Below are 20,193 nucleotides of genomic sequence, written 5' to 3'. Positions count from 1 at the left end.
CGCGGTGGATGGCACCGGCTCTGCCGGTGTTCGCGGGTAAACCCGCTCCTACAGGGCACGCACAGAATTGTAGGGGCGGGCTTGCCCGCGAATAGGCCAGCACAGGCCACCCGAAAGGATCAGGCCGGCAGCATGGCAAAGCCGACGCCGAACCGGTTCCAGGCATTGATGGTGGCAATTGCCAAGGTCAAGTTGGCCACCTCGGCCGGCTCGAAGTGTTCCTGCAGGGCTTCATATTGCTCCTGCGGCGCACCCCGTTCAGGCAAGCGGGTCAGGCTCTCGACCCAGGCCAGGGCAGCACGTTCACGCGGCGTGAAGTAGCTGGTGTCCTGCCACACGCACAAGGTCTGCAGGCGTGCTTCGGTCTCACCGACCTTGCGCGCATCGTTGGCGTGCAGGTTGACGCAGTAGGCGCAGCCGTTGATCTGCGAAGCGCGCAGGCGTATCAGCTCCAGCAGCGAGTGTTCAAGGCCGCTGTTAGCCAGCGCCTGCTCCAGGCCGACCATGGCTTTGTAGGCTTGCGGCGCGTGTTTGGCCCATTCGATACGGTTGTGCATGGCAGTCTCCAAAAGTGTGGTATGGACATGGCGCTACTGTAGCGCCGTTCTTTGGCCACCCCGATAGCCAATTTTGCGCATAAGCGGGAGGCCAACCGTCCATTCAGGTGGCCACTGACCTGCATCCAATCTCTTCATTTCTGCCAAGCCAGCCGAGCCGGGATAATGGCCAGTTCCTGCTACAAGAGAACCGACTCACAATGAGAGCTGTACTGAACCTGCTGCTGGTGATCCTGCTGGCGTTGAACCTGCGGCCGATCCTGACCAGTATCGGCCCCTTACTCGAACCCATGCGCGCCAGCACCGGCCTGGGTTACCAGCAGGCCGCCTTGCTGACGGCGCTACCGGTGCTGTGCATGGGCCTGGTGCCCTTGTTGCAACCGTGGCTGCGACGCTGGGTCAGCGAGCACGGCGGCATGCTTGCGGGTCTGGCCGCGATTGCCCTGGCCTGCCTGTGGCGCCTGCAGCTGGACAGTGCCTGGGCGCTGATCGCCAGTGCGCTGGTCGCCGGCCTGGGCGTGGCGGTGGTGCAGGGCATGATGCCGGGGCTGGTCAACCGCTGGTTCCCCGGGCGTCTGGCCGGGGCGATGGGGCTGTACTCGGCGGCGCTGATGAGCGGCGGCGGCCTGGCTGCAGTACTCGGGCCGCACATCAGCGGCCATTTCGGTTACTGGCAGGCGGGCCTGGGCGTTTGGGCGATCCCGGCCGTGCTGGCGGTGCTGGCCTGGGCCGTGCTGCGGCCAAGGCAGGAGGCGCCAAAACTGGCTGGGGTCGCAGGCGGGCACTGGTTCGGCACCCGCCGGGCGTGGTTGCTGGCCCTGTACTTCGGGCTGATCAACGGCGGCTATACCAGCATGGTGGCCTGGTTGCCGGCTTACCACATCGAGCATGGCGGCAGCGCTCAGGGCGGTGCCGACCTGGTGGGCCTGATGACCGTCTTCCAGGTGCTCGGTGCGCTTGGCCTGCCGCTGCTTCTGCGACGTTGGGCCGATAGACGCCCGGGTTTGTGGCTGGCGTTGGCGATCCAGCTGGCGGGCTTCCTGGGGCTTTTGCTGGTGCCTGCGGCGGCTTCCGGGCTTTGGGTCGCCATGATCGGCTTTGGCTTGGGCGCCTGCTTCAGCCAGTGCCTGACGTTGACCCTGGAACACCTGAAAACGCCTGCCGAAGCCGGCAGCCTGGCGGCGTTCGTACAGGGGATCGGCTTCATCATCACCGGCATCGTGCCGTATATCACGGGTTGGCTGCGGGATGTCAGTGGCGACTTCCAGGCTTCGTGGACGCTGTTGACTGTGACCGTGATGGCAATGCTGCTGGTGACCGCGTGCTTCAACCCGCGCGGCTATGCGGCGGCTATCGCCCGGCCGGCCGCAACCGGCAAGGCCGCACCGGTCAACTGAGGCGTTGCAGGGTATCGCGCACCCGGTCCAGCGCCGGGTCGATGTCCAGCAGTTCGATGGCGCCGAAGCCCATCAATAGCCCCGGGCGTAACGGCGCCTCGTTGAAGAAGGGAGCCAGTGAATACAGGCCGACCTCTACCTTGCGCGCGAGATTGGCCAACAGCTCCACATCCACCCCGGGTGTGGCCAAGGCACTGAGGTGGAAGCCTGCGCTGGCGGGGATGGCGCTGAACCACGGTGCCAGATCGCCGCCCAGGCGCGCCAGAATGCGCTCGCGGCGTGCGCTGTAGACCTCGTGGCAGCGGCGGATGTGCTTGTTCAGGTGGCCTAGCCTTTACTCTATATATAGAGTGAGTACGGACAGCGCCCTGGCCCAGTAAAACCGGGTTTTTGGTTCATGGAAGCTTGTCCGTATGGCTGACGGAGGAAATGGACAGCTCGGATTTCGGGCGTGTGAAGCACTTTAGCGCAGGGGCATCTAGAGCTTCCTGCGAGCTTGCTGTCGAAAGCCAAGGAGCTCCCATAGGCGCACCCATGCTCATGATTATTTAGAAAACCTGGATGGGCTCAGTTTTCTTTTGCATCTCAGTTGCCTACGCAGACCCACCTGAGAAGGGTTTGGGTCAGCTCGGGTGGAAATGCGGCAGGCTTGAATAGGCATGTCCAGCTGCCTATCAGAATGATTCTAAAGATTTCCAGATTCTTCCCACAGTAGAGCGAGACAGGCCCAAGGTTTCGTAGATTTCCTTCTGGGTTTTCCCCTCTGCCTTCAATGATTTCACTGCATCGATTGTCTCTTGCGAGTGCCGCTTTCCGGCTCGTTCAGGTATCAGCTGCCCGTCGACGATATGGTTGGATATCTTTGCAACCACACCTGAATTTTCTAGGACTCTAAGCTCCTTTGCCAGGATCTTCAAAAGCTCAGAGGGCGCAATTCCATCATCAGTGCTCTCGGCCAAAATTTGTAGCGTTAACGGATGTATCTCTAATCCGTCGGCAACCTTTTGCAGGGTCTCAATGGTCACGCCGGTCTTTGCATTTTCGAGATTGAAAAGCGTGCGAGTTTCGACAGCCGGGACTGCCTCCCTTGTCAGGCCTCGGTCGGCTCTGATCGAGCGCAGAACTGCCGCGAGGGCTTCCCTCGTGAGCATTGTGCATCCTCAAATCCGAGAATACAGCCACATTGATCAATCTCGCGCCATGACTTATATTTCCGTATCTGACGCATTTGCGTGCTGGTACTCATGTCGCATCTAGAGATTCACAAGGGGGCATTGCCCCGATTTGCAGATGGCAGGGTACCCAGCGTGAACGATTCCCCTGAATTGACGAGGCCCGGTGTGCCCGGATTCAGGTGGTTGTCGGTTCGTACTTGATCCTTGCCGGTGCGAGGGTTGTGGAAAAGGGTGAGGGCGAGTGTTTGTAACGTACGGAAATGAGCTTCAAGGGCAGTTCAACGCGCCGGATGGTAGCCGGATGCTTTGGAAGTCGGTGGATGTGAGCCTGCGCGCTTACTCCTTCCTCGTGGAGGGTATGGGTCTGCAAGATGGTCGTTTCGGGCTGGTTGCTCACTTGGTCGACGATGTCCCCACGCTCCAGATGATGCAATCCGCAGAGACAATCAACCTGTTGAATGTCAGCAAGATCCATTTGATCACGCCTCCTTCCAGAAACGATCACGGCAAGTACTCCATGGAGGTTCTCGCTGAAATTCGAGTCGTTGCCGGTACCGAGGAGAAGCCAGTCTATGAATTTTTGACTGAGGATGGGCGGCTCTATACCAGCGCTCAGATGTAAGCATTGGAGATTTCGTATGACCATCCCTTCGTGTTTGAGACCAACATCACCTTCTGCCTAATGCTAGGTGATGTTCTTAGTAAGCAAGCGGCACTGAGTACCGTTATCTCGTTTCGCGCGTAGCTGTTTCAGCACCTTCAAGCATGCCTCCGTTCAGGTGGTGCGGTTGACTGTGCGCTCAATAATTGCAGGAGCACATTTTGATTAAATTTGATTGCAGACAGGTCACTGGAGTGATCGAGAAGGTTCGTGTCACCGCTACCGAGCAGGGTACTGTAACTGCTCACGTGGTCATTGATGGCCAGGTGCTGCCGAATATGCTTTTGCCAGGGAAGGTCTATGAAGAGATGGAGCCAGGGCAGCGCGTGACCCTGTACGGCTTCTTCACTAAGAAGAAGGACAAGATGCAGAACAAGGCCACTATCTACGCCATGAAGGGCGAGAGTGGGCTGCTTATCGCGGCAAAGGAGCTTCAGTTCAAGGTACCAATCTTGATCATGGTTTCCGCGATTCCTCTGATGATTCTCACCTTCGTTATTGGCTGCTTCGCGTCTCCATATCTGATCTATCTGGTGACGGGTAGCGAGGATCCGGATTACCTGGTGCCCACTACCTTCATCTGGGCGTTCTGGGAGGGCATCGCTGCAGGCGTGTTCATGCTCGGGTGCGCGATCAACTTCCTCAAAAAGAGCAACGACCTTGAGAGCTGGGCGCCAATCGGTGTCGCTGAGCTTTCTCAGCGTTTCAGCAAAGCCCTCAAGTAAGGCTTGATAGCCGGGCTTCCATTCTGATGGAGGCTTTGGCTAGCCGACGTGGAGCTGCCATGAACATTGATGAGATCGAGCGCGAGCGCCGGCGGGATGCTGTGGCAGCAGAAATCGCGTGTCTAGCTCTGGATGGAGGGAAGCTTGCCGCTGAACGCTTGGCTCGATTGCAGGATTATATAGATGGCCAAGTTACCCTTGAAGAGCTTAGGGCAGAGCTGATTGAAAGTATGCGACACGATAGGTGGGGTATCGCAGAGGAGGACGAAATGCGCCTAGCCTGGGATGACTCGGAGTGACTTGAATCTGCGAGCGCTAGCCGGCTAAAGCCGAAGGAGCGAGCTTTCTCCGGCGGCCCCACTTGGACTTCTCATCTGGAAGCTCCCATCAGATGCCTGGCCACAGCCGCGGCTCTCATCGAGCGCTTTACTAAACCCTCAAGCAGTTATCAGTAGCCGGGTCTCTGCGGAGTCACCGGAGAGACGATCAGCCCTCGGATAGGAGTCTGCTGACTCGATGAAAATTTTGATCTATTCAGATCTGCACTTGGAGTTCGCGGACTTCCAGCCACCTGCGACAGGTGCCGATCTGGTTGTCCTGGCCGGCGACATCTCTTTGCGTGGGCGGGGAGTGGCATGGGCGAACGACACCTTCGAATGCCCTGTGATCTACGTCTGCGGGAACCATGAGTTCTACAAGGGACACATCGATCGGACGCTCACCAAAATGCGTGACGCCGCTGCTGAGCACGTGCACGTCCTGGATAACCAAATCCTTATCATCGGTAATACGCGCTTCCTGGTCGCGACAGCCTGGACGGATTACACCGCCACTGGCGACTACAAGGCTGCGATGAGGGTGTGTGCCGAGTGGATGACTGACTTCAAGCGGATCCGGATCGGGGAGGGGTACAGCAAACTTCGGCCCGTAGATCTCATCGCTCGGAACATCGCTACTCGAGAGTTTCTGGCCACAGAGCTGGCGAAGGACTTCGACGGTAAGACCGTAGTGATCACCCATCATTGCCCCATTCAAGATGTCGCCGGCGATGGTCATGAAGGTCATCTTGGCGCGGCGTACTTCAACCAGTGGCATGACCTGGTCGCTCAGGCTGATGTATGGGTTTTTGGTCACACGCATCACGCGGTCGACACGGTCATTTCCGGCTGCCGACTCGTATCGAACCCTCGAGGGTATCCGGGCGAGCGCACCGGCTTTTCGGCGGATTTCACCATCGAGATTTAAATTGCCGGGGGCGTTGCTTGAGCGACGAGCACCAGCGGCAGAAGTAGGAACAACAAATGTCAGATGAAGTCGTCATCGAATACCACGTCAAAGAGCTCTCGGATTTTCAGCTCAAGCGGATCTTGCGCGCGATGGCTTTGAGGTACCCGTCATCTGTTACCGGCTACCTGAGCGATGTTTTCATCACGTCGGAGTGCGCTGTCGGCATCGTTTTTGGTCACATCAATCCTGGGCAGTTTGAGCAGCGTTCGAATGGGCACATCCTACAGACGTCTCCTATCGAGCATCTCAGGAAGGTAGGGCGCTACTGGGTGGTCACCACGGAGGAGGGGCGGTTTGTGCTGACGTCTTTCAAGCGGGGAATGGGAAGAGCAAGTTTACGATCGCTCATGGGTACACTGATTAAAACAACGTAGCCAGCGCTTCCCTGCGCCGGATGAGCGATGCTGCGATCAAGCTTCCGACAGCAATGTTCGGCGTCGGTGGATACTACTCAGGATTTTGTAATCACGAATTCGGTCGTTGGAGAGATGACCGGCATCAACCAGGCCACGAATGTAGCCCTCGGCTTTGCCTCGGGCTTCGCGCAGTTCTCCTTCAGATGTGCTGCGGTGAATGTCATCAACGATGAGTTGCCAGCGCTGACTCTGGCGAGCACCAATCGGGTCTTCAGAGAAGTCAGGAGCAGTGAGAAGAATGTCGTAGTAGCCAGCAACAGGTGGATTGCTCAATTGCAGCGTTCCTCAAATTGAATCTGCTGCAAGGCTAGCATGCGCACATCTAATCGCTTGTTGCTGTTCAGCCTAGAGGTAGACATCTCGTGTGAAAGCTTCCGAGGGCTTCACAGCATAGGAGGTAAAACATGGTTCAACGGCGAGCGCCGCTTTCCACATCCAAAATCGTCGATGTATCGCCATCAGCAATGCCCAACACGGTAGCAAAGGCGATGCAGATCGAGTTCGATTTGGAGGTCACGGCGTACCTGTCTTCGGTTGAATATGGGTCGCATGAGCTTTTCCTGAAAGGTGTTGTTTTCGGTGACCGCGAGCGGCGTTTTGATGATGGTGATCCCATTCGCACCTCCAACATCGTGACTTACGAAGAGCTACAGGGATACGTAGTCGCGCGCACCCTCAACAGCACATACGTTCTCTGCGACTGGGCGGCAGATGGTGCGAGAGGGGGCTCGAAGGCTCAACACTGAACATGCCAGATGTCTCTCAAGCGGATGATCCATCACACGACAGCGGCGAGGGGGAACAGCAGATGAAGGTCTTTATCGAAACCAGATGTCATCTGCGACATTTGCGGAGATTCAATTAGCGTTGCGGCCGGCGAGCTGCAGTTCGGGACGATGCATGCGTCATGGGGCAGGGGCTCAACACATTGCCGCGAAACGTACGAGCTTCATCTGTGCGAGAACTGCTTCTTCTCTCAAGTGGCGGAGATGAAGCGGATGAGGTGGCTCGCTGCGATGTTCGATGACGATGGTGATGCGATTTTGGGTAATCACTTATATGGCCGGGTTGGACAACCTGCTGGAGATGGTGGTAGCGGGCTGACCTGACCGATACGCAGATCTTGGTTTAGGTCAAATTATGGCTCAGCAATAATTATGGCTGATCCATGATTTCCCTTAACTTTGAGCCATCTGCCGTGCCTGGTTTTGACCTTTCAAGCTTCGATTCAATCACCAGCACGCTCCTGTCGCTAGGATGGGTAGTGAGACATTTGAGCCTCAGGGAGCGCATCGATGTAGTGGATTTGCGGTAAGTGCGGACAACCTGGCATACACGGAATAGCGTTGAGCCATGTTTCACTCCTTCTTCTTATAACTGAAGCGTTTTTGTGGGTAGGCACCAGCCACTCAGCAGGAGTTGCCGAGGCGTGGGAGGCCGCTGCCTACTTGGGCAAGGTGCGTTTAGCGCACGCTAGCTCGCACTTTCTCTCGGAAGCTGTTCTCGTAGCCGTCCTGTAGTTTGACCTTCTCTGCAAGGGTCGGCAGCAGGCTGCGAGCAACCACGATGATGCCGTCGCGGTCACCGATGATGGCGTCGCCTGGGTAGCAAACGACATTGCCGCAGGCGACTGGAACGCCTACCTGGCCTGGGCCCCATTTCGAGGGGCCGGCTGGGTTCACTGCGCGGGCGTAGATAGGCAGTCCCATGCTGTCGAGTTCTTCAATGTCACGTACCGCCCCATCAATGACGACCGCTGCTACCTGCTTTGCCAGGCAAATCTCACCGAGCAGATCACCGAATACAGAACGGTTAACTTCACTGTTGCCGTTAATGACCAGCACATCCCCCGGCTGCGCTTCGTCCAGCGCACGGTGGATAGCGAGGTTGTCACCCTCGCGAGTGTTCAGCGGCAAGATCGTACCGAAGAACGTAGGCTTGCCAGCGGTGTGGCGAATAGCCGAAGCCATCATGCCCATGCGGTGGAGTACGTCGCCGATGAGTGCCACTGGGTAGTGCGAGATTTCCTCGATCAACGCCAGGTCAGCTCGCTCCCAGCTGGCGTTAACACTGATCGACTCATCGGACACATTGATGAACATTGGATACCTCCAGTTTCGTAAAAAGGCTTAGCTGAACGACTTCGGCACAGGCTGGTTGACTGGGTGGGCAGGGGCTTGGCCCTTGAGCACGGCGGCAATCGCCTCCAGTGCGCTCATGCCAACGCGTAACAGCGACTCATCGGTCTGGCCGGCGACATGGGCAGTGACAATCAGGTTGGGCGTGTTAGCGATGTCTGGCGTGGCATGGTCGAATGGCTTGATCATGTCGATGTTCTCGGCGGCCAAGACGTCAGCACCTGCGCCCGCAAGTTTTCCGCTGTTGAGTGCGTCGACCAATGCTTGCTCGTCCACAACACCGCCACGACTGGTGTTGATCAGCATTGCGCCATCTTTCATCTTGGCGAACTCAGGTGCGCCGATCAGGTTGCGAGTGGTTTCCAGCAGCGGGACATGCAGACTGACGACATCAGCTGTGGACAGGAGGGTGTCAAAGTCTACCCAGCGGCTGTCTGAGCTGGGGTCGATGGCAGGGTCGGTAAAAATCACTTTCATACCGAAGGCCTCAGCTACAGGTGCAACGCTAGAGCCGATGTTGCCGAACCCCACCAGGCCCAAAGTACGTCCTTCGAGCTCAATGCCGGTCAGCGAGAGGCGGTCTTCTGCCCAGACCCGGTTGCGAGTTTGTTCAGAGGCAAGCGGCAGCTTGCGACACAGCGACAAGAGCAGTGCGAAGACATGCTCGATGACGCTGCGCTGGTTTGCACCTGGAGTGTTCGTGACCCAGACGCCGTGGTTGGCGGCTGCTTCGTAGTCGACGTTGTCATAGCCGGCGCCATGGCGAGCAACAATTCGCAGCTTCGGCGAGGCCGCGATCATTTCAGCGCTGATGTGACCACCACGCAAAAACACGGCATCAACCTGATTACGGATTTCATCATATGCAACTGCATTGGGGCCGTAGCCGAGACGAACCTCGCCGATATCCGAAAGCCGGGAAAGGATCGTTTCGTGAATGGGGCTGGTGACGTAAATAAGAGACATGCTGTTCTACTCAGGCGAATTGATGTTTTTTGTCGTCGGCGGCTGCCTGGCTGCGGACAGTCCACAACACGATCAGGCCAAGGACACCGGCACCGCTCAGGATGAAAGCGGGTGCCGTCTGATTACCGGTTGCGCCGATCAGCCAAGTGGCCATGAAGGGCCCAATGCCGCCGCCGATAACGGCACCAACGCTGTGGCCAAACGCGACGCCGGTGTGGCGAACATGGGTAGGGAAGAACTCAGGCATGACCGAGTAGGTGCCCGCCAGGCAGAGCGCGTAAGGGATCATCCCCAGCGCCAGACCGGCCATGGCCATGCTGACCTGACCTTGCTGCATCAGCAGGAACGATGGGACAGAGAGCACGGCGTAGCCGAGATAGGCCAGGCGGAGCACGGCTTTGCTGCCGATGATCGAGCCGAGGTGACCTGCCAATGGGATCATCAGGGCTGCGAAGCTGACTGCAACCAGAACGATGGTGGAGGCCTGTCCCTTCGAATAGCCGAGAATCGAGCTGAAGTACGCGGCGATGAAGACGGTGCCGATATAGGTGCCGATGTTCTGCACCAGCGAAATCATCATGACCTTGGTCAACGGGCGCATGTAGTCGCGCACGAGCTCAGCGAAAGGTGCGCTATGTTCTTTGTTCTCTTCGGCTTTTTCCGATGCGAATTCTGGACTGTCTTCGATGCCCAGGCGCATCCACAAGCCGATGATGCCCAGCGGCAGCGCCAGGAGGAACGGAATACGCCAACCCCAATCGGCCATCTGCGGGTCGGTCAGCCATGCAGCAGCAAGACCGGCGATGGCTGCGGCGAGCCCTTTACCGAACTGTGCAATGGACGGCAGGAAGGAGATGTACAGCGAGCGACGATTGGCTGGAGCCCACTCGCGGATGTAGCTGGCCGCGCCGCCGATTTCACCGCCAGCAGAGAAGCCCTGCAGCATGCGAAGTGCAACGAGGAGGATAGGGGCCCAGACGCCGATTTGCGCATAGCCAGGCAGCAGACCGATGAGTGTCGCGGCAGCCCCCATCAGGGTGATGCTCGCAATCAGACTTGCTCGACGTCCTACCTTGTCTCCCAGCCAGCCGAACGCTACTGCGCCAATCGGGCGGACAAGGAATGCCGAGCCGAAGACCAGGAAGGTGTTGAGCAAGCCTGTTGTCGGGTCGTCCGACGGAAAGAAGACCAGGGCAAGGGTCGCGGCAAGGTATCCGTAGATGCTGAAGTCGTAATACTCAACAAACGTACCAAACACCGCTGCAGCGGTGGCCTTCTTTGCTTTCGTTTTGCGTTCGATTCCAGGCGCAGGCATGGCGACGGACTCCGTCAACGTATTGTTGTTATTCATAGGTCACTCCACTTGGTGGATCACGTCCAATATTAAAAAATGGGACAGCGTCCTGTTTTGTTTTTTTAAGAATCCTCGTGCTCAGCCTGGTTGTCAACAGGCGGCGATTGCTCTGCAGCTTGAAACCGGCACAAAATGGGGGCTTCCCACATGCTCAGCAAGTCGATTAAATGCCTAACGCGCCCACTGAAAATGCGGCTTCCAAAGCCCCCGCAGCTACGTCCAGCCACGGTCGATTGATTGAGGTGCTGGATGCTTTGGTCAGACGAGCGGATGGCGAAGCGTGGGGCGTCAGAGAGCTGGCTAGTGACCTGAGTGAAAGCCGAAGCACCATCAACCGCATCTTGGTGGCTTTGGTTGCCCGAGATTTTGCGGTTGAGGATGGGGTCGGAAAGTATCGAGTGGGGCCGCGCTTCAGGGTTCTGATGCACGCTTTGAATCATCGCAGTCTTCTGTTGGAGACGGCTCGGCATCTTCTCGACGGCTTGGCGGAGGGGGCGAAGCAGGCGGCCTTGTTGTCGGTGTATGCACCGCATTTGAACGGCTACTACGTCCTGCACTGTGGCGAGGCCCCGGCCACTTTGCTCTTCAGGCCCAAGAGCGGAAATCCTTTCCCTTTGGCGTTCGGAGACATCGGTAGAGCGTTCAGTGAGTACCTTCGACAGCATCCCTCTTTAGCTGAAATCTCACCTCGCCAAACATCGATTGAACCGCCGCAGGGCATTTCTGAGACCGAGTTTCCCCCAGCTGTTTCGATGGTGGTGAGGCAGTTGGCACCGGGGTTGCTGATCTCGGTGTCGCTTCACGATCTTGGAGGTATTGATGGCAAGGTTCGGGACTCTGCCCGGGCGACCCTCAATGAGATAGCCGACCGGCTATCACAGGCATTTGGGGTGTCTGACAGCTTCGGTCGTGAGGTGGTCAACGATGGCGACAGTTCTATCGTCGCCCGGCTAGAGGGGCTGCTGCAGTTGGCCTGCGCTGAGCCAAATGGTTACAGGTGCAGATTGGGCATGGCTGCTCAGTTGCAATGCAATGCGGCAACGGCCAAGAAAATCATTGGCTCTGCCACTCTGGAACGCTTGATACACATTGATGGACAGGTGATCTATCCAGGTGCCCGTCTGTATCAATGGGCAGCGCTGCTGAGCAATGAAACCTACTCTCCGGTGAAACTCTGCAAGGCCATCATTGACTCCGTCGTGAAGGAGACGGGAGAGACAATTGCGTACCTCTCGTTTGACGGGGCTAATTCCAAGGCCCAGTTCCTTGAGGTTATTCAAGGTTGGCGCCCTATCCAGTACAAGCTAGAAACTGGGGTAGATGTCCCGCTGTATGCAGGGGGTGCCGGCAAGGCTGTGCTAGCCCATTTGCCGGTAGATTTTGCTGATGGTTTGAAGCTGGAGAGGCTCACCGAGGCAACCATAACTTCCCATTCCAAGCTCCGGACTGATCTTCAGGCGATCAGGGAGCGAGGGTGGTCGGTGGGTGACGGCGAACGGGTTCTGGGCGCCTTTGGTATCGGCGTTCCGTTCTTCATCGATGGGCAAGTTGCCGGATCAATCTCTGCGACGATACCGCAGTACCGCAAGGAAGATTGTGACGTACCGTCGCTGGTTGAGCGCATGAAACTGGCTTCAAAGCGCATTAGCCAATTGCTGTCTCTGGGTGCAAGGGGCGTTGATTTCTAGCGGAGCTGCGCCTGCGACTCTGCGCTCGGCCTCTCAACTGAATTTTTCCAGCAGTAGACACCTCCATAATCCATCAACCGGGGAGGGGCTCGTATCTGCACTCCCACTGTACGTCCTCGACAATGGAGATCAGCGGGCCGGAACCGGAGTTCACAACTCAGCCCATTGATTTCAAGAAGTGTGCTGAAGGGGCAGGTGGCGCGTAGCGCCCGGCAGAACAAACTGGAGGTAGCGGTGCAACCTAAGACTGAGGGCCCGGAAGAAAAAGGGCCAAGCGATGTCCCATTTATCAACGACCCGGAAAAGCCCCCGTCGCCGCCTTTGAATGATGCCGATGCTACGGACGCAGCAGAGGCGGAGGAAGACATTCGAGACGACGCAGAGTCGATCTAGATCAGAGGAGCTTCGCCATGGACAACTACCACCTGAGTCCGACCACCGATGGCTGGGAACTCAAAAAAGCCGGCGCTGAGCGCGCCTCGAAGCGGGCCGCGACGAAGCAGGAATTGATAAGCTCGCTGGCCGATTTCTTTGACGGCAAAACCGCATCGGTGAAGAATCACAAGGCCGACGGCACCATGGAGAAGCAGCGCACTTATCTACGCTCTGCTGATCCGAAACGAACCGAGGGGTGGTTCCTGTTACTGCAGCTGATCTTGAACTCTAATTCAGGGGTCGGGTTAACTGAGTCCCGCTGCTACCGCAGCGGGATGCTGTAACTTATAATCAGTCGATTCTCATCAGCACCTCGAGCGAAGTCAGAACGATAGCTAGCGTTCCGCCAGCGGACGCCAAGATTCTTCAATGCACCGCTTTGGAGAACATACTGTAGCTCGGTATTACGTTCCCATTCTTCACCCGTACCAGCATTCGCTAGCTCGACGTCGTGACCCTTTACGTACCGAGACATGAAGGTCAACCCAGGTATGCCCGCAGCCGCAAAATTGAAGTCGTACCTGAGCTGCCATGACTTCTCCTTAGCCCCGGCGAAGTCGTTGATTTGGACGAAGTTGATTAAGTACGGATCGGTACCGTCTATGTAAGGAAACGCTGTATCACCCGACATCTGCTGATACCCGACTCCAAGAGCATGGCCTTTGATGCTATAGGTAACCATACCGTTGGCCGACCGGTTATCAACCTTTCCCGCTGCTGCGCTGCCGCTGTCTTTACTCATCGCAAGCCTGAGGTCTGCCTTCAATTGACCTGCAGCAAAAGGCACACTGCCCGCAAGTCCGAAGAAATGCTGAGCGTAGACATCCTCGAGTTTGCCGTATTGGTAGGATCCAACCATGTTCTTTGAGAACGTGTAGTCGAAGCCAGCAAGGTCAAAATTATCTGCCGATACTCCCGATTGGAAGCGCCGATTCTTGGTGTTGAGCACCAGGTCTTGCGAGGCGGTCTGGTCACGGTCGGTGACTTTGGTGAGGCGGCCTGCAACCACGTTCAGGGAGTCGATCTCTCCGACCTTCAGCAACCCACCTCTGAAGGTCTGCGGAAAAATGCGTCCGTTGTTGGCTTTAACGGTAGGCATGTCTGGGATCAAAGTTCCTACTTCCAGCATGCTGTCCGAAAACCGTGCTTTCGCCGTTAGGCCGAGCTTTGAGTATTCATCAGGGGCTTTGCCATCATCGTGCACCGGGAGGAGTCCGGTAGCCGTCCGGTCGGGACTGGAGTCCAGTTTCAAACCCAACATTCCAATGGCGTCTATGCCAAAGCCGACTGGGCCAGGCGTAAATCCCGATTTAGCATCGAGGATAAAGCCTTGGGCCCATTCATCGCGTTTGTTTTGGCCGGAGCCGTCTCGGAAATCTCGATTCAAATAAAAGTTCTTTGTTTGCAGCGAGACCTTTGAACCCTCGATAAAGCCATCCGCCATGGCAGGGGTGGCGATGTTACCGAGACCGAGCAAGGTGCAAACATGGATAGCTTTTTGCGGCTTCATGAGGACTCCAGGCACGGCCTGCTTGCCATGGTTGGGCGCGCAGTGATGCCAAATTGTTTTTGTTGGTAGGAGTTGGTGGAGCTAGTGCGTAGAGTGATTTTCTGGGGTGGGGTTAGATCTTTTGAGCAATAGCCCGACGATGATGACCAGCACGGCGCCGAATGCGCTTGCTACGTAATGGGTGATGTCAGCCGGGTAAGGGATTCTCGGTTGAAGCCAGATATCGCTCACTAGCATCCCGCCAGAGATCCATCCCAACAGTCCTGCACCCAGCAGGATGACTTGGGGAAATTTGTCCATCAGAGCGAGAACCAACCGGCTGCCCCAGACGATAATCGGGATGCTGATCACCACGCCCAATGAAACAAGCAAAAGGTCTCCGCCAGCGGCACCGGCTAAAGCCAGCACGTTATCGAGAGACATAACCGCATCAGCAACGATGATGGTTTTGATGGCAGTAAGAAGGCTGACACCGCCATTGATGGTTCCATGCTCGTCATCGTCCTGCTTGAGCAATTTGATGCCGATCCACAGGAGAAGAAGCGCGCCTACGACTTTCAACCCGGGCAGTGAAAGCAATTGAAGCGCGAAGAACAATAGTGCTATTCGCAAGGCAATGGCGCCGGCAACACCGGCCATGATGGCCTTGTTGCGCATATGGATGGGCAGGTTTCGGCAAGCCAGTGCGATGATTACCGCATTGTCACCACCCAGAAGAATGTCGATTGCGATGATCTGCACAAGGGCTGACCAGGTGATGGATTCAAGAAACCACTCCACAGCTTTCTCCGAGTTATCGAGGTAGCCGGGGGGCTAGCCCCCGTCACCCAGGTTCACTGACGCCCGGCGTTCGTGGCTCCGAGCGGCTCACCAAAGAGGTCAAACGACCGTTGTAACACTCGACCTTCTTGTGAAAGGCCAAGTCGCGATCTGGCTTCTCAAACGAAGCAAATCACTTCAAGCACAGATGAGCTTGCCCACCTGTGCGGTGCGCATTTGAGGAGGGCCCTCAGTTGAATACGTCGATGGTTCCAATCGCGACAGCCGCTACGAACATGACGAGGCATGTACCGATGCTCCAGCCGATGGACGCTCGCTGGTTGTCCCCGTAGTCGATATCCAGCAACCCGCACAGCAGGTAAGTGGAGGCAACAAGTGGGCTTAGAAGATGAACGGGCTGACCAATGAGACCTGCAACAGCCATCTCTTTTGCGCCTATGCCGTAGTGGCTCGCGGTTTCGGCCAGGATCGGCAGGATCCCGAAGTAGAAAGCGTCATTCGTCAACACGTAGGTGAATGGCATGCTGATGAAGGCAGTGATCACCGACATGAAATGGCCGGCAGACTCTGGAATGACAAGGATCAGGCTTTCCGAGATGGCCTTGATCATCCCAGTGCCAGACATGATCCCGACGAAGATGCCAGCAGCAAAGATCAGCAGGGTTACAGCCATAACGCTATCAGCGTACTTGCCGATCAACTCCTTCTGGTCTTTGACGCTTGGATAATTGACCAGGATGCCGATGCCGAAAGCCAGCATGAACAAAATCGGGAGTGGCAGGACGTTGATCATCATCAACGTAATCAGCGTGACTGTTAGTACAGCGTTGAACAGAAAGCGCCAGTCAGTCAGCTTGAAATCCGTGTAGTGGCTCATGATCTCGTCATGATCGAGCGCGACGACGCCTAGGCGACGACGCTCGCGGCTGCCCAAATAGAACGCTACAAAAATTACCCAGCCAGCCCCGATGATCATCAAGGGCAGCATTTCGACGAACAGTTCAGTGATGTCGACGTGCATAGCGCTTGCGGCGCGCGAGAACGGCCCGGCCCACGGCAGGATGTTCATGACCCCAATGGTAAGGAGCAATATGGTGGCCAGAACCTGGAGGCTTATGCCTGTCCGTCGGTACAGGGGGAGTAGCGCAGCAGTCGTGATGATATAGGTCGTTGCCCCATCACCATCCAAACCGACGCAAAATCCAAGAACGGCGGTTCCAAGGACGATCTTCAAAGGGTCGCCTTTCACACATTTCAGAATCAGCTTGATCAACGGGTTGAACAGGCCCGCGTCGGTCATCATGCAGAAGTAGAGAATCGCGAAGGTCAACATGATCCCTGTCGGGGCCAGCATCTTCACGCCGTCGAACATCATCGGGCCGAGCTGGGTGGCAAAACCGCCCAAGCTTGCGAACGCAACCGGCACCAAGATAAGGGCAACCAGTGGTGATAGGCGTTTGCTCATGACGAGGTACATGAAGCAGACGATCATTGTGTAGCTCAGAAGAGTGAGCATGTTGCCCTCTTATTATCTGTTTTGTATGAGTTGGAAACTCGCTTGGCTTTTTTGGGGCCGAGCGAACGCCGTGCGCCATATGCACAGGGCTGTAGCGTTCGAATCCTTAATCAGTCGTGTGCGAGAACATCCGTTTTCCTGAGTGGCCAGGCGAAGCCCTCAGTATGTGTCCGGTCGACGAGTCAGTGATGTAAAGACCTTTATTGCCTTCACCGCCGAAAGCAAGGTTGGTCAGGGTGCGGCCTTCGGTGCATGACTTGAATCGATAGAGTGGGACTGCGTGCTGATCGAAAGCCCACACACAACCATTGCCGGCATCGCAGACGTAAAGATTTCCTACATCGTCGAGGGCCATACCGTCAGCGCCGCTAACGCCACCTGCCATGGAGGTGAAGATGCCCACCTTGGAGGTTGTGCCATCAGCTTGGAGGGGGAGGCGCCACACTGCGTTTCCGCGAGTCATTGCTACTAACAACGCCTTTTCGTGAAGATCCATCACCAAGCCATTAGGGCTAGGGCCGTTATCCAGAAGACAATCCAGGCGTTGCTGCTCAAGGTCGTAACGGAAAACTCGACCACTAGGATCGTGCATGCCTGTCTGGCCCTGGTCGGTGAAGTAGAGGTGCCCTTGTCGGTCAAAGAACAGATCATTTACACCTTTGAAGCTTTCACTACGGCGATGCGTCAAGAATGGTTCGATGCGCTTGCTGATCGGGTCTAGGACAAGAATTCCGTTCTTGTAATCAGCGATGAAGATCCGGCCATCGCGATGGATCTTCAAGCCGTTGGGCCACCCGTCGTACTCGACGACCAGTTCCCAGTCACCCTGGGGAGAAATACGGAATATTCGCCCGTATGGGATATCGGTCACATAGAGATTGCTGTCCCTATCGAAGGAAGGGCCTTCCAGGAAACTGGCGACCTGCTGGCCTGGCTTATTGGCTCGTACCCAGTCGGAATCTCCATCACGCCAAAACTCTTTCGGCAGTCTGCTGAAGATTTCTGTTGGGCGTTCCTCGGGCGGGGCATACAGGCTCATGGCAAATCTCCATGTGAAAAACAGACTCACGTCACTGAAGCTCAAACGGCAAAAGTCTGGGCCTATTCATCAGTGTACGTTGCCTGGAAAATCTTGTTGTTTCGAGGCTCGTTCTATCAGGTAGAACTGAAGTGCTCTTGGTAGAACACTTTCCAAGCTATTTTCTGCGGTGTCAAGTGGCAATGGGTGGGCGCTGCTCCCTCGGAATGAGCGCAAGAGCAGGCAATCCTCCGTTCATCGCCGATCACGTTGACAGAAGCGATTTTATGGGTAGATACTTTTAACAGAACGTAATTCTGCCTGACAGAACAATCATAAAAACAGCGCTTCGCCTCACAGCTGCATTGCATGAATGTTCGGGCAGGCTCTCCCCAGCAACAGGAGAACCTCCGTGAAAGAAGCGACAGACATCGACATCCTCGTCAGCGAAGTTGGGCCTAGGGATGGCTTACAGAGTGTCAAGGCCACAATGCCCACCGAGCTGAAGCTGGAGTGGATTTCGGCTCTGGCGAATGCCGGTCTGAAAGAGATTGAGGTCGGCTCGTTTGTTTCTCCTAAGCTACTGCCCCAAATGGCCGACGCTGCTCAGGTAGTCGCCCATGCCCTGACCCTGCCTAACCTCTTCGTCACCGCCTTGGTACCTAATCTCAAAGGCGCAGAAGCCGCATTCAATGCCGGCATCCACAAGATCACCCTGCCGATTTCGGTGAGCGAGCAGCATTCCATCTCGAACATTCGCAAAACCCATGCTCAAGTGTTCGATGAGGTTCAAGCGGTAGTTGCTCTGCGCAATGAGCGCTTCCCGAACGTACAGATCGAAGCCGGTCTGTCGACTGCTTTTGGCTGCACTCTGCAAGGCGTGGTGACTGATGACGAGACCATTTCTATTGCCTTGAAGATGGCCGATTTGGGTGTGGATGAGGTCGGTCTTTCTGACACAGTCGGCTACGCCAACCCAACCCAAGTACGTCGTCTGTTTGCTCGCTTGTTCCGGGAACTGGGCGCGCTCGCTGGCAGCGCTCATTTCCACAACACCCGAGGCCAGGGCCTGGCCAACGTAGTCGCGGCGTTGGAAGCAGGAGTGAAGACCTTTGACGGCTCCCAAGGCGGATTGGGTGGTTGCCCGTATGCGCCAGGTGCATCGGGCAACATCGTCACCGAAGACCTTGTGTACCTCCTTGAGTCCATGGGGCTGAAAACCGGCGTCGACATTGATCGGCTGGTTGCGGCCCGTGAGGTACTTCGTCGTGGCCTGCCTGGTGAGCCCGTTTACGGCTTCATCCCTGATGCCGGCGTCGGCAAAAATTTCACCTATGCGAAGGAGGCCGTATGAGCCAGCAAGAACAGAAGATCCTGCCACTGGCTGGCATCCGTGTCGTTGAATTCGTCCATATGGTCATGGGGCCGACCTGCGGTTTGCTCTTAGCCGACCTGGGCGCGGAAGTCATCAAGGTGGAGCCTGTCCCGGAGGGCGATAATACCCGTCGCTTGATGGGCTCCGGCGCTGGTTATTGGATGACATACAACCGCAACAAGAAGAGCTTTGCGGTGGATGTGAAGTCTGCTGAGGGCATGGCAGCGGTCAAAAAGCTGCTGGCCACCGCCGATGTGGTAACTGAGAATTTCCGGCCAGGTGCGATGGAGAAATTGGGCCTCGGTTACGAACATGTCAAAGCTATCAAGCCAGACATTATTTACAGCTCCATGAAGGGCTTCCTGCCAGGCCCCTATGAGAAGCGCACGGCGTTGGACGAGGTTGTGCAGATGATGACCGGTCTGGCCTACATGACTGGCCCAGAAGGCCGTCCACTGCGAGCCGGCGCCTCGGTAAACGATGTGATGGGCGGCATGTTTAGCGCCGTGTCGGTTCTTGCTGCGCTACTGCAGCGCAAGGAAACCGGACGTGGCCAATTTGTTCAGACCGGGCTGTTTGAAAACTCCGCCTTCCTTGTTGCTCAGCACATGATGCAAAAGGTCGTCACCGGTAAAGCGGCGGCACCGATGCCAAGCCGTATCTCGGCATGGGCAATCTATGACGTGTTCGAGACGGCCCAAGAAGGCGAGCAGGTCTTCATGGGCGTTGTGAGCGACAGCCAGTGGGTGTCTTTCTGCCAGGCTTTCGATTTCCCTGAATTGGGCAGTGACGCCGACCTCAGCCGTAACAATCAGCGTGTTCAGGCGCGAGATCGCATCATCCCATTGGTGCGCGAGCGCTTGTCCGGGATGGATAAGCAAACCGTTATGGCTCTTTGTGAAAAGGCCGGTTTGCCGTTCTCTCCAATTCAGCGACCTGAGGACATGTTCGAAGACGAGCACCTCAATCAATCTGGCGGCATGGCCGATCTCACGCTGCCGAGCGGCGAGCAGGTCAAAGTTCCAATGCTGCCTTTCGAAATGGATGGCCAACGCTTTGGCACCCGCCTGAATGTTCCAAATCTGGGCAGTCACTCGCAGGAGCTGCTGGCCCAGTTGGGGTACAGCGACGAGGAGATTACTCAGCTCGAGGCGACTGGCGCGATCAAAACATCTTGATCAAAACGGAGGCGGGT

Annotated in this window: 20 protein-coding genes and 2 pseudogenes; 11 read left to right on the top strand and 11 right to left on the bottom strand. The window is 56.5% G+C overall.

All coding sequences use genetic code 11. The annotated features are described in order from the left end of the window. Positions 1 to 119 precede the first annotated feature (119 nt). Positions 120 to 557 carry a carboxymuconolactone decarboxylase family protein gene (locus QYE47_RS05925; RefSeq protein ID WP_070383724.1) on the bottom strand — a complete coding sequence of 146 codons (438 nt, stop codon included), beginning with the start codon at positions 555 to 557 and terminating at the stop codon, positions 120 to 122. 200 nt (positions 558 to 757) lie between these two features. On the opposite strand from QYE47_RS05925, the gene QYE47_RS05920 reads away from it, so the two are divergent. Further along, positions 758 to 1,954, top strand: a complete 1,197-nt coding sequence (locus QYE47_RS05920; RefSeq protein WP_070383725.1) for a CynX/NimT family MFS transporter — start codon at positions 758 to 760, stop codon at positions 1,952 to 1,954. Here QYE47_RS05920 and QYE47_RS05915 read toward each other — a convergent pair. Continuing rightward, positions 1,947 to 2,282 (bottom strand): annotated as a pseudogene (locus QYE47_RS05915) (PLP-dependent aminotransferase family protein); the annotation flags it as partial. The gene QYE47_RS05920 and the pseudogene QYE47_RS05915 overlap by 8 nt on opposite strands. Positions 2,283 to 2,628: 346 nt before the next feature. Beyond that, positions 2,629 to 3,105, bottom strand: a complete 477-nt coding sequence (locus QYE47_RS05910; RefSeq protein ID WP_070383727.1) for a helix-turn-helix domain-containing protein — start codon at positions 3,103 to 3,105, stop codon at positions 2,629 to 2,631. Positions 3,106 to 3,370: 265 nt separating this feature from the next. Here QYE47_RS05910 and QYE47_RS05905 point away from each other — a divergent pair, with 265 nt between their 5' ends. From QYE47_RS05905 to QYE47_RS05885, 5 genes are all read left to right on the top strand, one after another. Beyond that, positions 3,371 to 3,751: a hypothetical protein gene (locus QYE47_RS05905; RefSeq protein ID WP_172830917.1), complete on the top strand. Its 381-nt coding sequence runs from the start codon at positions 3,371 to 3,373 to the stop codon at positions 3,749 to 3,751. Positions 3,752 to 3,984: 233 nt separating this feature from the next. Next, positions 3,985 to 4,515: a hypothetical protein gene (locus QYE47_RS05900; protein ID WP_237141845.1), complete on the top strand. Its 531-nt coding sequence runs from the start codon at positions 3,985 to 3,987 to the stop codon at positions 4,513 to 4,515. A gap of 59 nt (positions 4,516 to 4,574) precedes the next feature. After that, positions 4,575 to 4,814 (top strand): antitoxin VbhA family protein, encoded by a 240-nt coding sequence (locus QYE47_RS05895; protein ID WP_070383730.1) that lies wholly within the window; start codon positions 4,575 to 4,577, stop codon positions 4,812 to 4,814. A 217-nt stretch (positions 4,815 to 5,031) separates the two neighbouring features. Continuing rightward, on the top strand, positions 5,032 to 5,760 hold the full coding sequence (locus tag QYE47_RS05890; RefSeq protein WP_070383731.1) for a metallophosphoesterase family protein: 729 nt from the start codon (positions 5,032 to 5,034) through the stop codon (positions 5,758 to 5,760). Positions 5,761 to 5,816: 56 nt separating this feature from the next. Beyond that, on the top strand, positions 5,817 to 6,176 hold the full coding sequence (locus QYE47_RS05885) for a hypothetical protein (protein ID WP_070383732.1): 360 nt from the start codon (positions 5,817 to 5,819) through the stop codon (positions 6,174 to 6,176). 36 nt (positions 6,177 to 6,212) lie between these two features. Here QYE47_RS05885 and QYE47_RS05880 read toward each other — a convergent pair whose 3' ends face one another. Continuing rightward, a complete protein-coding gene (locus tag QYE47_RS05880) occupies positions 6,213 to 6,491 on the bottom strand; it encodes a hypothetical protein (RefSeq protein WP_081343586.1) in 279 nt (92 codons plus the stop codon). A 131-nt stretch (positions 6,492 to 6,622) separates the two neighbouring features. Here QYE47_RS05880 and QYE47_RS05875 point away from each other — a divergent pair, with 131 nt between their 5' ends. Next, positions 6,623 to 6,964 (top strand): hypothetical protein, encoded by a 342-nt coding sequence (locus QYE47_RS05875; RefSeq protein ID WP_237141846.1) that lies wholly within the window; start codon positions 6,623 to 6,625, stop codon positions 6,962 to 6,964. A gap of 717 nt (positions 6,965 to 7,681) precedes the next feature. Here QYE47_RS05875 and QYE47_RS05870 read toward each other — a convergent pair. Genes QYE47_RS05870 through QYE47_RS05860 form a run of 3 tightly spaced genes read right to left on the bottom strand, consistent with a single transcriptional unit; the run spans position 7,682 to position 10,673 of the window. Then, on the bottom strand, positions 7,682 to 8,320 hold the full coding sequence (locus QYE47_RS05870; protein WP_070383734.1) for an RraA family protein: 639 nt from the start codon (positions 8,318 to 8,320) through the stop codon (positions 7,682 to 7,684). Between the two features lie 27 nt (positions 8,321 to 8,347). Then, on the bottom strand, positions 8,348 to 9,322 hold the full coding sequence (locus tag QYE47_RS05865) for a hydroxyacid dehydrogenase (RefSeq protein WP_070383735.1): 975 nt from the start codon (positions 9,320 to 9,322) through the stop codon (positions 8,348 to 8,350). A 10-nt stretch (positions 9,323 to 9,332) separates the two neighbouring features. Then, positions 9,333 to 10,673: an MFS transporter gene (locus QYE47_RS05860; RefSeq protein ID WP_070383736.1), complete on the bottom strand. Its 1,341-nt coding sequence runs from the start codon at positions 10,671 to 10,673 to the stop codon at positions 9,333 to 9,335. Positions 10,674 to 10,843: 170 nt separating this feature from the next. Here QYE47_RS05860 and QYE47_RS05855 point away from each other — a divergent pair, with 170 nt between their 5' ends. Both QYE47_RS05855 and QYE47_RS05850 read left to right on the top strand, forming a co-directional pair. Then, a complete protein-coding gene (locus QYE47_RS05855; protein WP_070383737.1) occupies positions 10,844 to 12,364 on the top strand; it encodes an IclR family transcriptional regulator C-terminal domain-containing protein in 1,521 nt (506 codons plus the stop codon). Between the two features lie 410 nt (positions 12,365 to 12,774). Beyond that, a pseudogene (locus QYE47_RS05850) lies at positions 12,775 to 12,996 on the top strand (DUF2188 domain-containing protein); the annotation flags it as partial. A 65-nt stretch (positions 12,997 to 13,061) separates the two neighbouring features. On the opposite strand, the gene QYE47_RS05845 reads toward QYE47_RS05850, so the two are convergent. The 4 genes from QYE47_RS05845 to QYE47_RS05830 all read right to left on the bottom strand — a co-directional run bounded on the left by QYE47_RS05845 (position 13,062) and on the right by QYE47_RS05830 (position 17,644). Continuing rightward, the gene (locus tag QYE47_RS05845) at positions 13,062 to 14,309 is read right to left on the bottom strand and encodes an OprD family porin (RefSeq protein WP_070383739.1); all 1,248 of its coding nucleotides are present in this window, start codon (positions 14,307 to 14,309) and stop codon (positions 13,062 to 13,064) included. A gap of 81 nt (positions 14,310 to 14,390) precedes the next feature. Continuing rightward, the gene (locus tag QYE47_RS05840; RefSeq protein ID WP_070383740.1) at positions 14,391 to 15,089 is read right to left on the bottom strand and encodes a TerC family protein; all 699 of its coding nucleotides are present in this window, start codon (positions 15,087 to 15,089) and stop codon (positions 14,391 to 14,393) included. A 229-nt stretch (positions 15,090 to 15,318) separates the two neighbouring features. Further along, a complete protein-coding gene (locus tag QYE47_RS05835; protein WP_070383741.1) occupies positions 15,319 to 16,605 on the bottom strand; it encodes a CitMHS family transporter in 1,287 nt (428 codons plus the stop codon). A gap of 106 nt (positions 16,606 to 16,711) precedes the next feature. Further along, entirely contained in the window at positions 16,712 to 17,644 is a 933-nt protein-coding gene (locus QYE47_RS05830; protein ID WP_070383742.1) for an SMP-30/gluconolactonase/LRE family protein, read from the bottom strand. A gap of 391 nt (positions 17,645 to 18,035) precedes the next feature. Here QYE47_RS05830 and QYE47_RS05825 point away from each other — a divergent pair, with 391 nt between their 5' ends. Further along, complete coding sequence (locus tag QYE47_RS05825; RefSeq protein ID WP_172830918.1) at positions 18,036 to 18,977, top strand: hydroxymethylglutaryl-CoA lyase; 942 nt, start codon at positions 18,036 to 18,038, stop codon at positions 18,975 to 18,977. After that, the gene (locus QYE47_RS05820) at positions 18,974 to 20,176 is read left to right on the top strand and encodes a CaiB/BaiF CoA-transferase family protein (RefSeq protein WP_301158921.1); all 1,203 of its coding nucleotides are present in this window, start codon (positions 18,974 to 18,976) and stop codon (positions 20,174 to 20,176) included. Before QYE47_RS05825 ends, QYE47_RS05820 begins: the two co-directional genes overlap by 4 nt. The last annotated feature ends 17 nt before the right edge of the window (positions 20,177 to 20,193 follow it).

It is taken from the genome of Pseudomonas sp. 2,4-D, from assembly GCF_030418155.1.
GTDB lineage: Bacteria > Pseudomonadota > Gammaproteobacteria > Pseudomonadales > Pseudomonadaceae > Aquipseudomonas > Aquipseudomonas alloputida.
Note: the sequence above shows the minus strand (reverse complement) of the source record. Positions and strands in the feature narration are given on the sequence as shown.

What these genes read in the sequence shown, in the direction of transcription:
- QYE47_RS05920 (WP_070383725.1), top strand. Translation starts at nt 758, where the DNA reads ATGAGAGCTGTACTGAACCTGCTGCTGGTGATCCTGCTGGCGTTGAAC.
- QYE47_RS05845 (WP_070383739.1), bottom strand. Translation starts at nt 14,309, where the DNA reads ATGAAGCCGCAAAAAGCTATCCATGTTTGCACCTTGCTCGGTCTCGGT.
- QYE47_RS05910 (WP_070383727.1), bottom strand. Translation starts at nt 3,105, where the DNA reads ATGCTCACGAGGGAAGCCCTCGCGGCAGTTCTGCGCTCGATCAGAGCC.
- QYE47_RS05830 (WP_070383742.1), bottom strand. Translation starts at nt 17,644, where the DNA reads ATGAGCCTGTATGCCCCGCCCGAGGAACGCCCAACAGAAATCTTCAGC.
- QYE47_RS05890 (WP_070383731.1), top strand. Translation starts at nt 5,032, where the DNA reads ATGAAAATTTTGATCTATTCAGATCTGCACTTGGAGTTCGCGGACTTC.
- QYE47_RS05860 (WP_070383736.1), bottom strand. Translation starts at nt 10,673, where the DNA reads ATGAATAACAACAATACGTTGACGGAGTCCGTCGCCATGCCTGCGCCT.
- QYE47_RS05895 (WP_070383730.1), top strand. Translation starts at nt 4,575, where the DNA reads ATGAACATTGATGAGATCGAGCGCGAGCGCCGGCGGGATGCTGTGGCA.
- QYE47_RS05820 (WP_301158921.1), top strand. Translation starts at nt 18,974, where the DNA reads ATGAGCCAGCAAGAACAGAAGATCCTGCCACTGGCTGGCATCCGTGTC.
- QYE47_RS05865 (WP_070383735.1), bottom strand. Translation starts at nt 9,322, where the DNA reads ATGTCTCTTATTTACGTCACCAGCCCCATTCACGAAACGATCCTTTCC.
- QYE47_RS05870 (WP_070383734.1), bottom strand. Translation starts at nt 8,320, where the DNA reads ATGTTCATCAATGTGTCCGATGAGTCGATCAGTGTTAACGCCAGCTGG.
- QYE47_RS05925 (WP_070383724.1), bottom strand. Translation starts at nt 557, where the DNA reads ATGCACAACCGTATCGAATGGGCCAAACACGCGCCGCAAGCCTACAAA.
- QYE47_RS05885 (WP_070383732.1), top strand. Translation starts at nt 5,817, where the DNA reads ATGTCAGATGAAGTCGTCATCGAATACCACGTCAAAGAGCTCTCGGAT.
- QYE47_RS05875 (WP_237141846.1), top strand. Translation starts at nt 6,623, where the DNA reads ATGGTTCAACGGCGAGCGCCGCTTTCCACATCCAAAATCGTCGATGTA.
- QYE47_RS05855 (WP_070383737.1), top strand. Translation starts at nt 10,844, where the DNA reads ATGCCTAACGCGCCCACTGAAAATGCGGCTTCCAAAGCCCCCGCAGCT.
- QYE47_RS05835 (WP_070383741.1), bottom strand. Translation starts at nt 16,605, where the DNA reads ATGCTCACTCTTCTGAGCTACACAATGATCGTCTGCTTCATGTACCTC.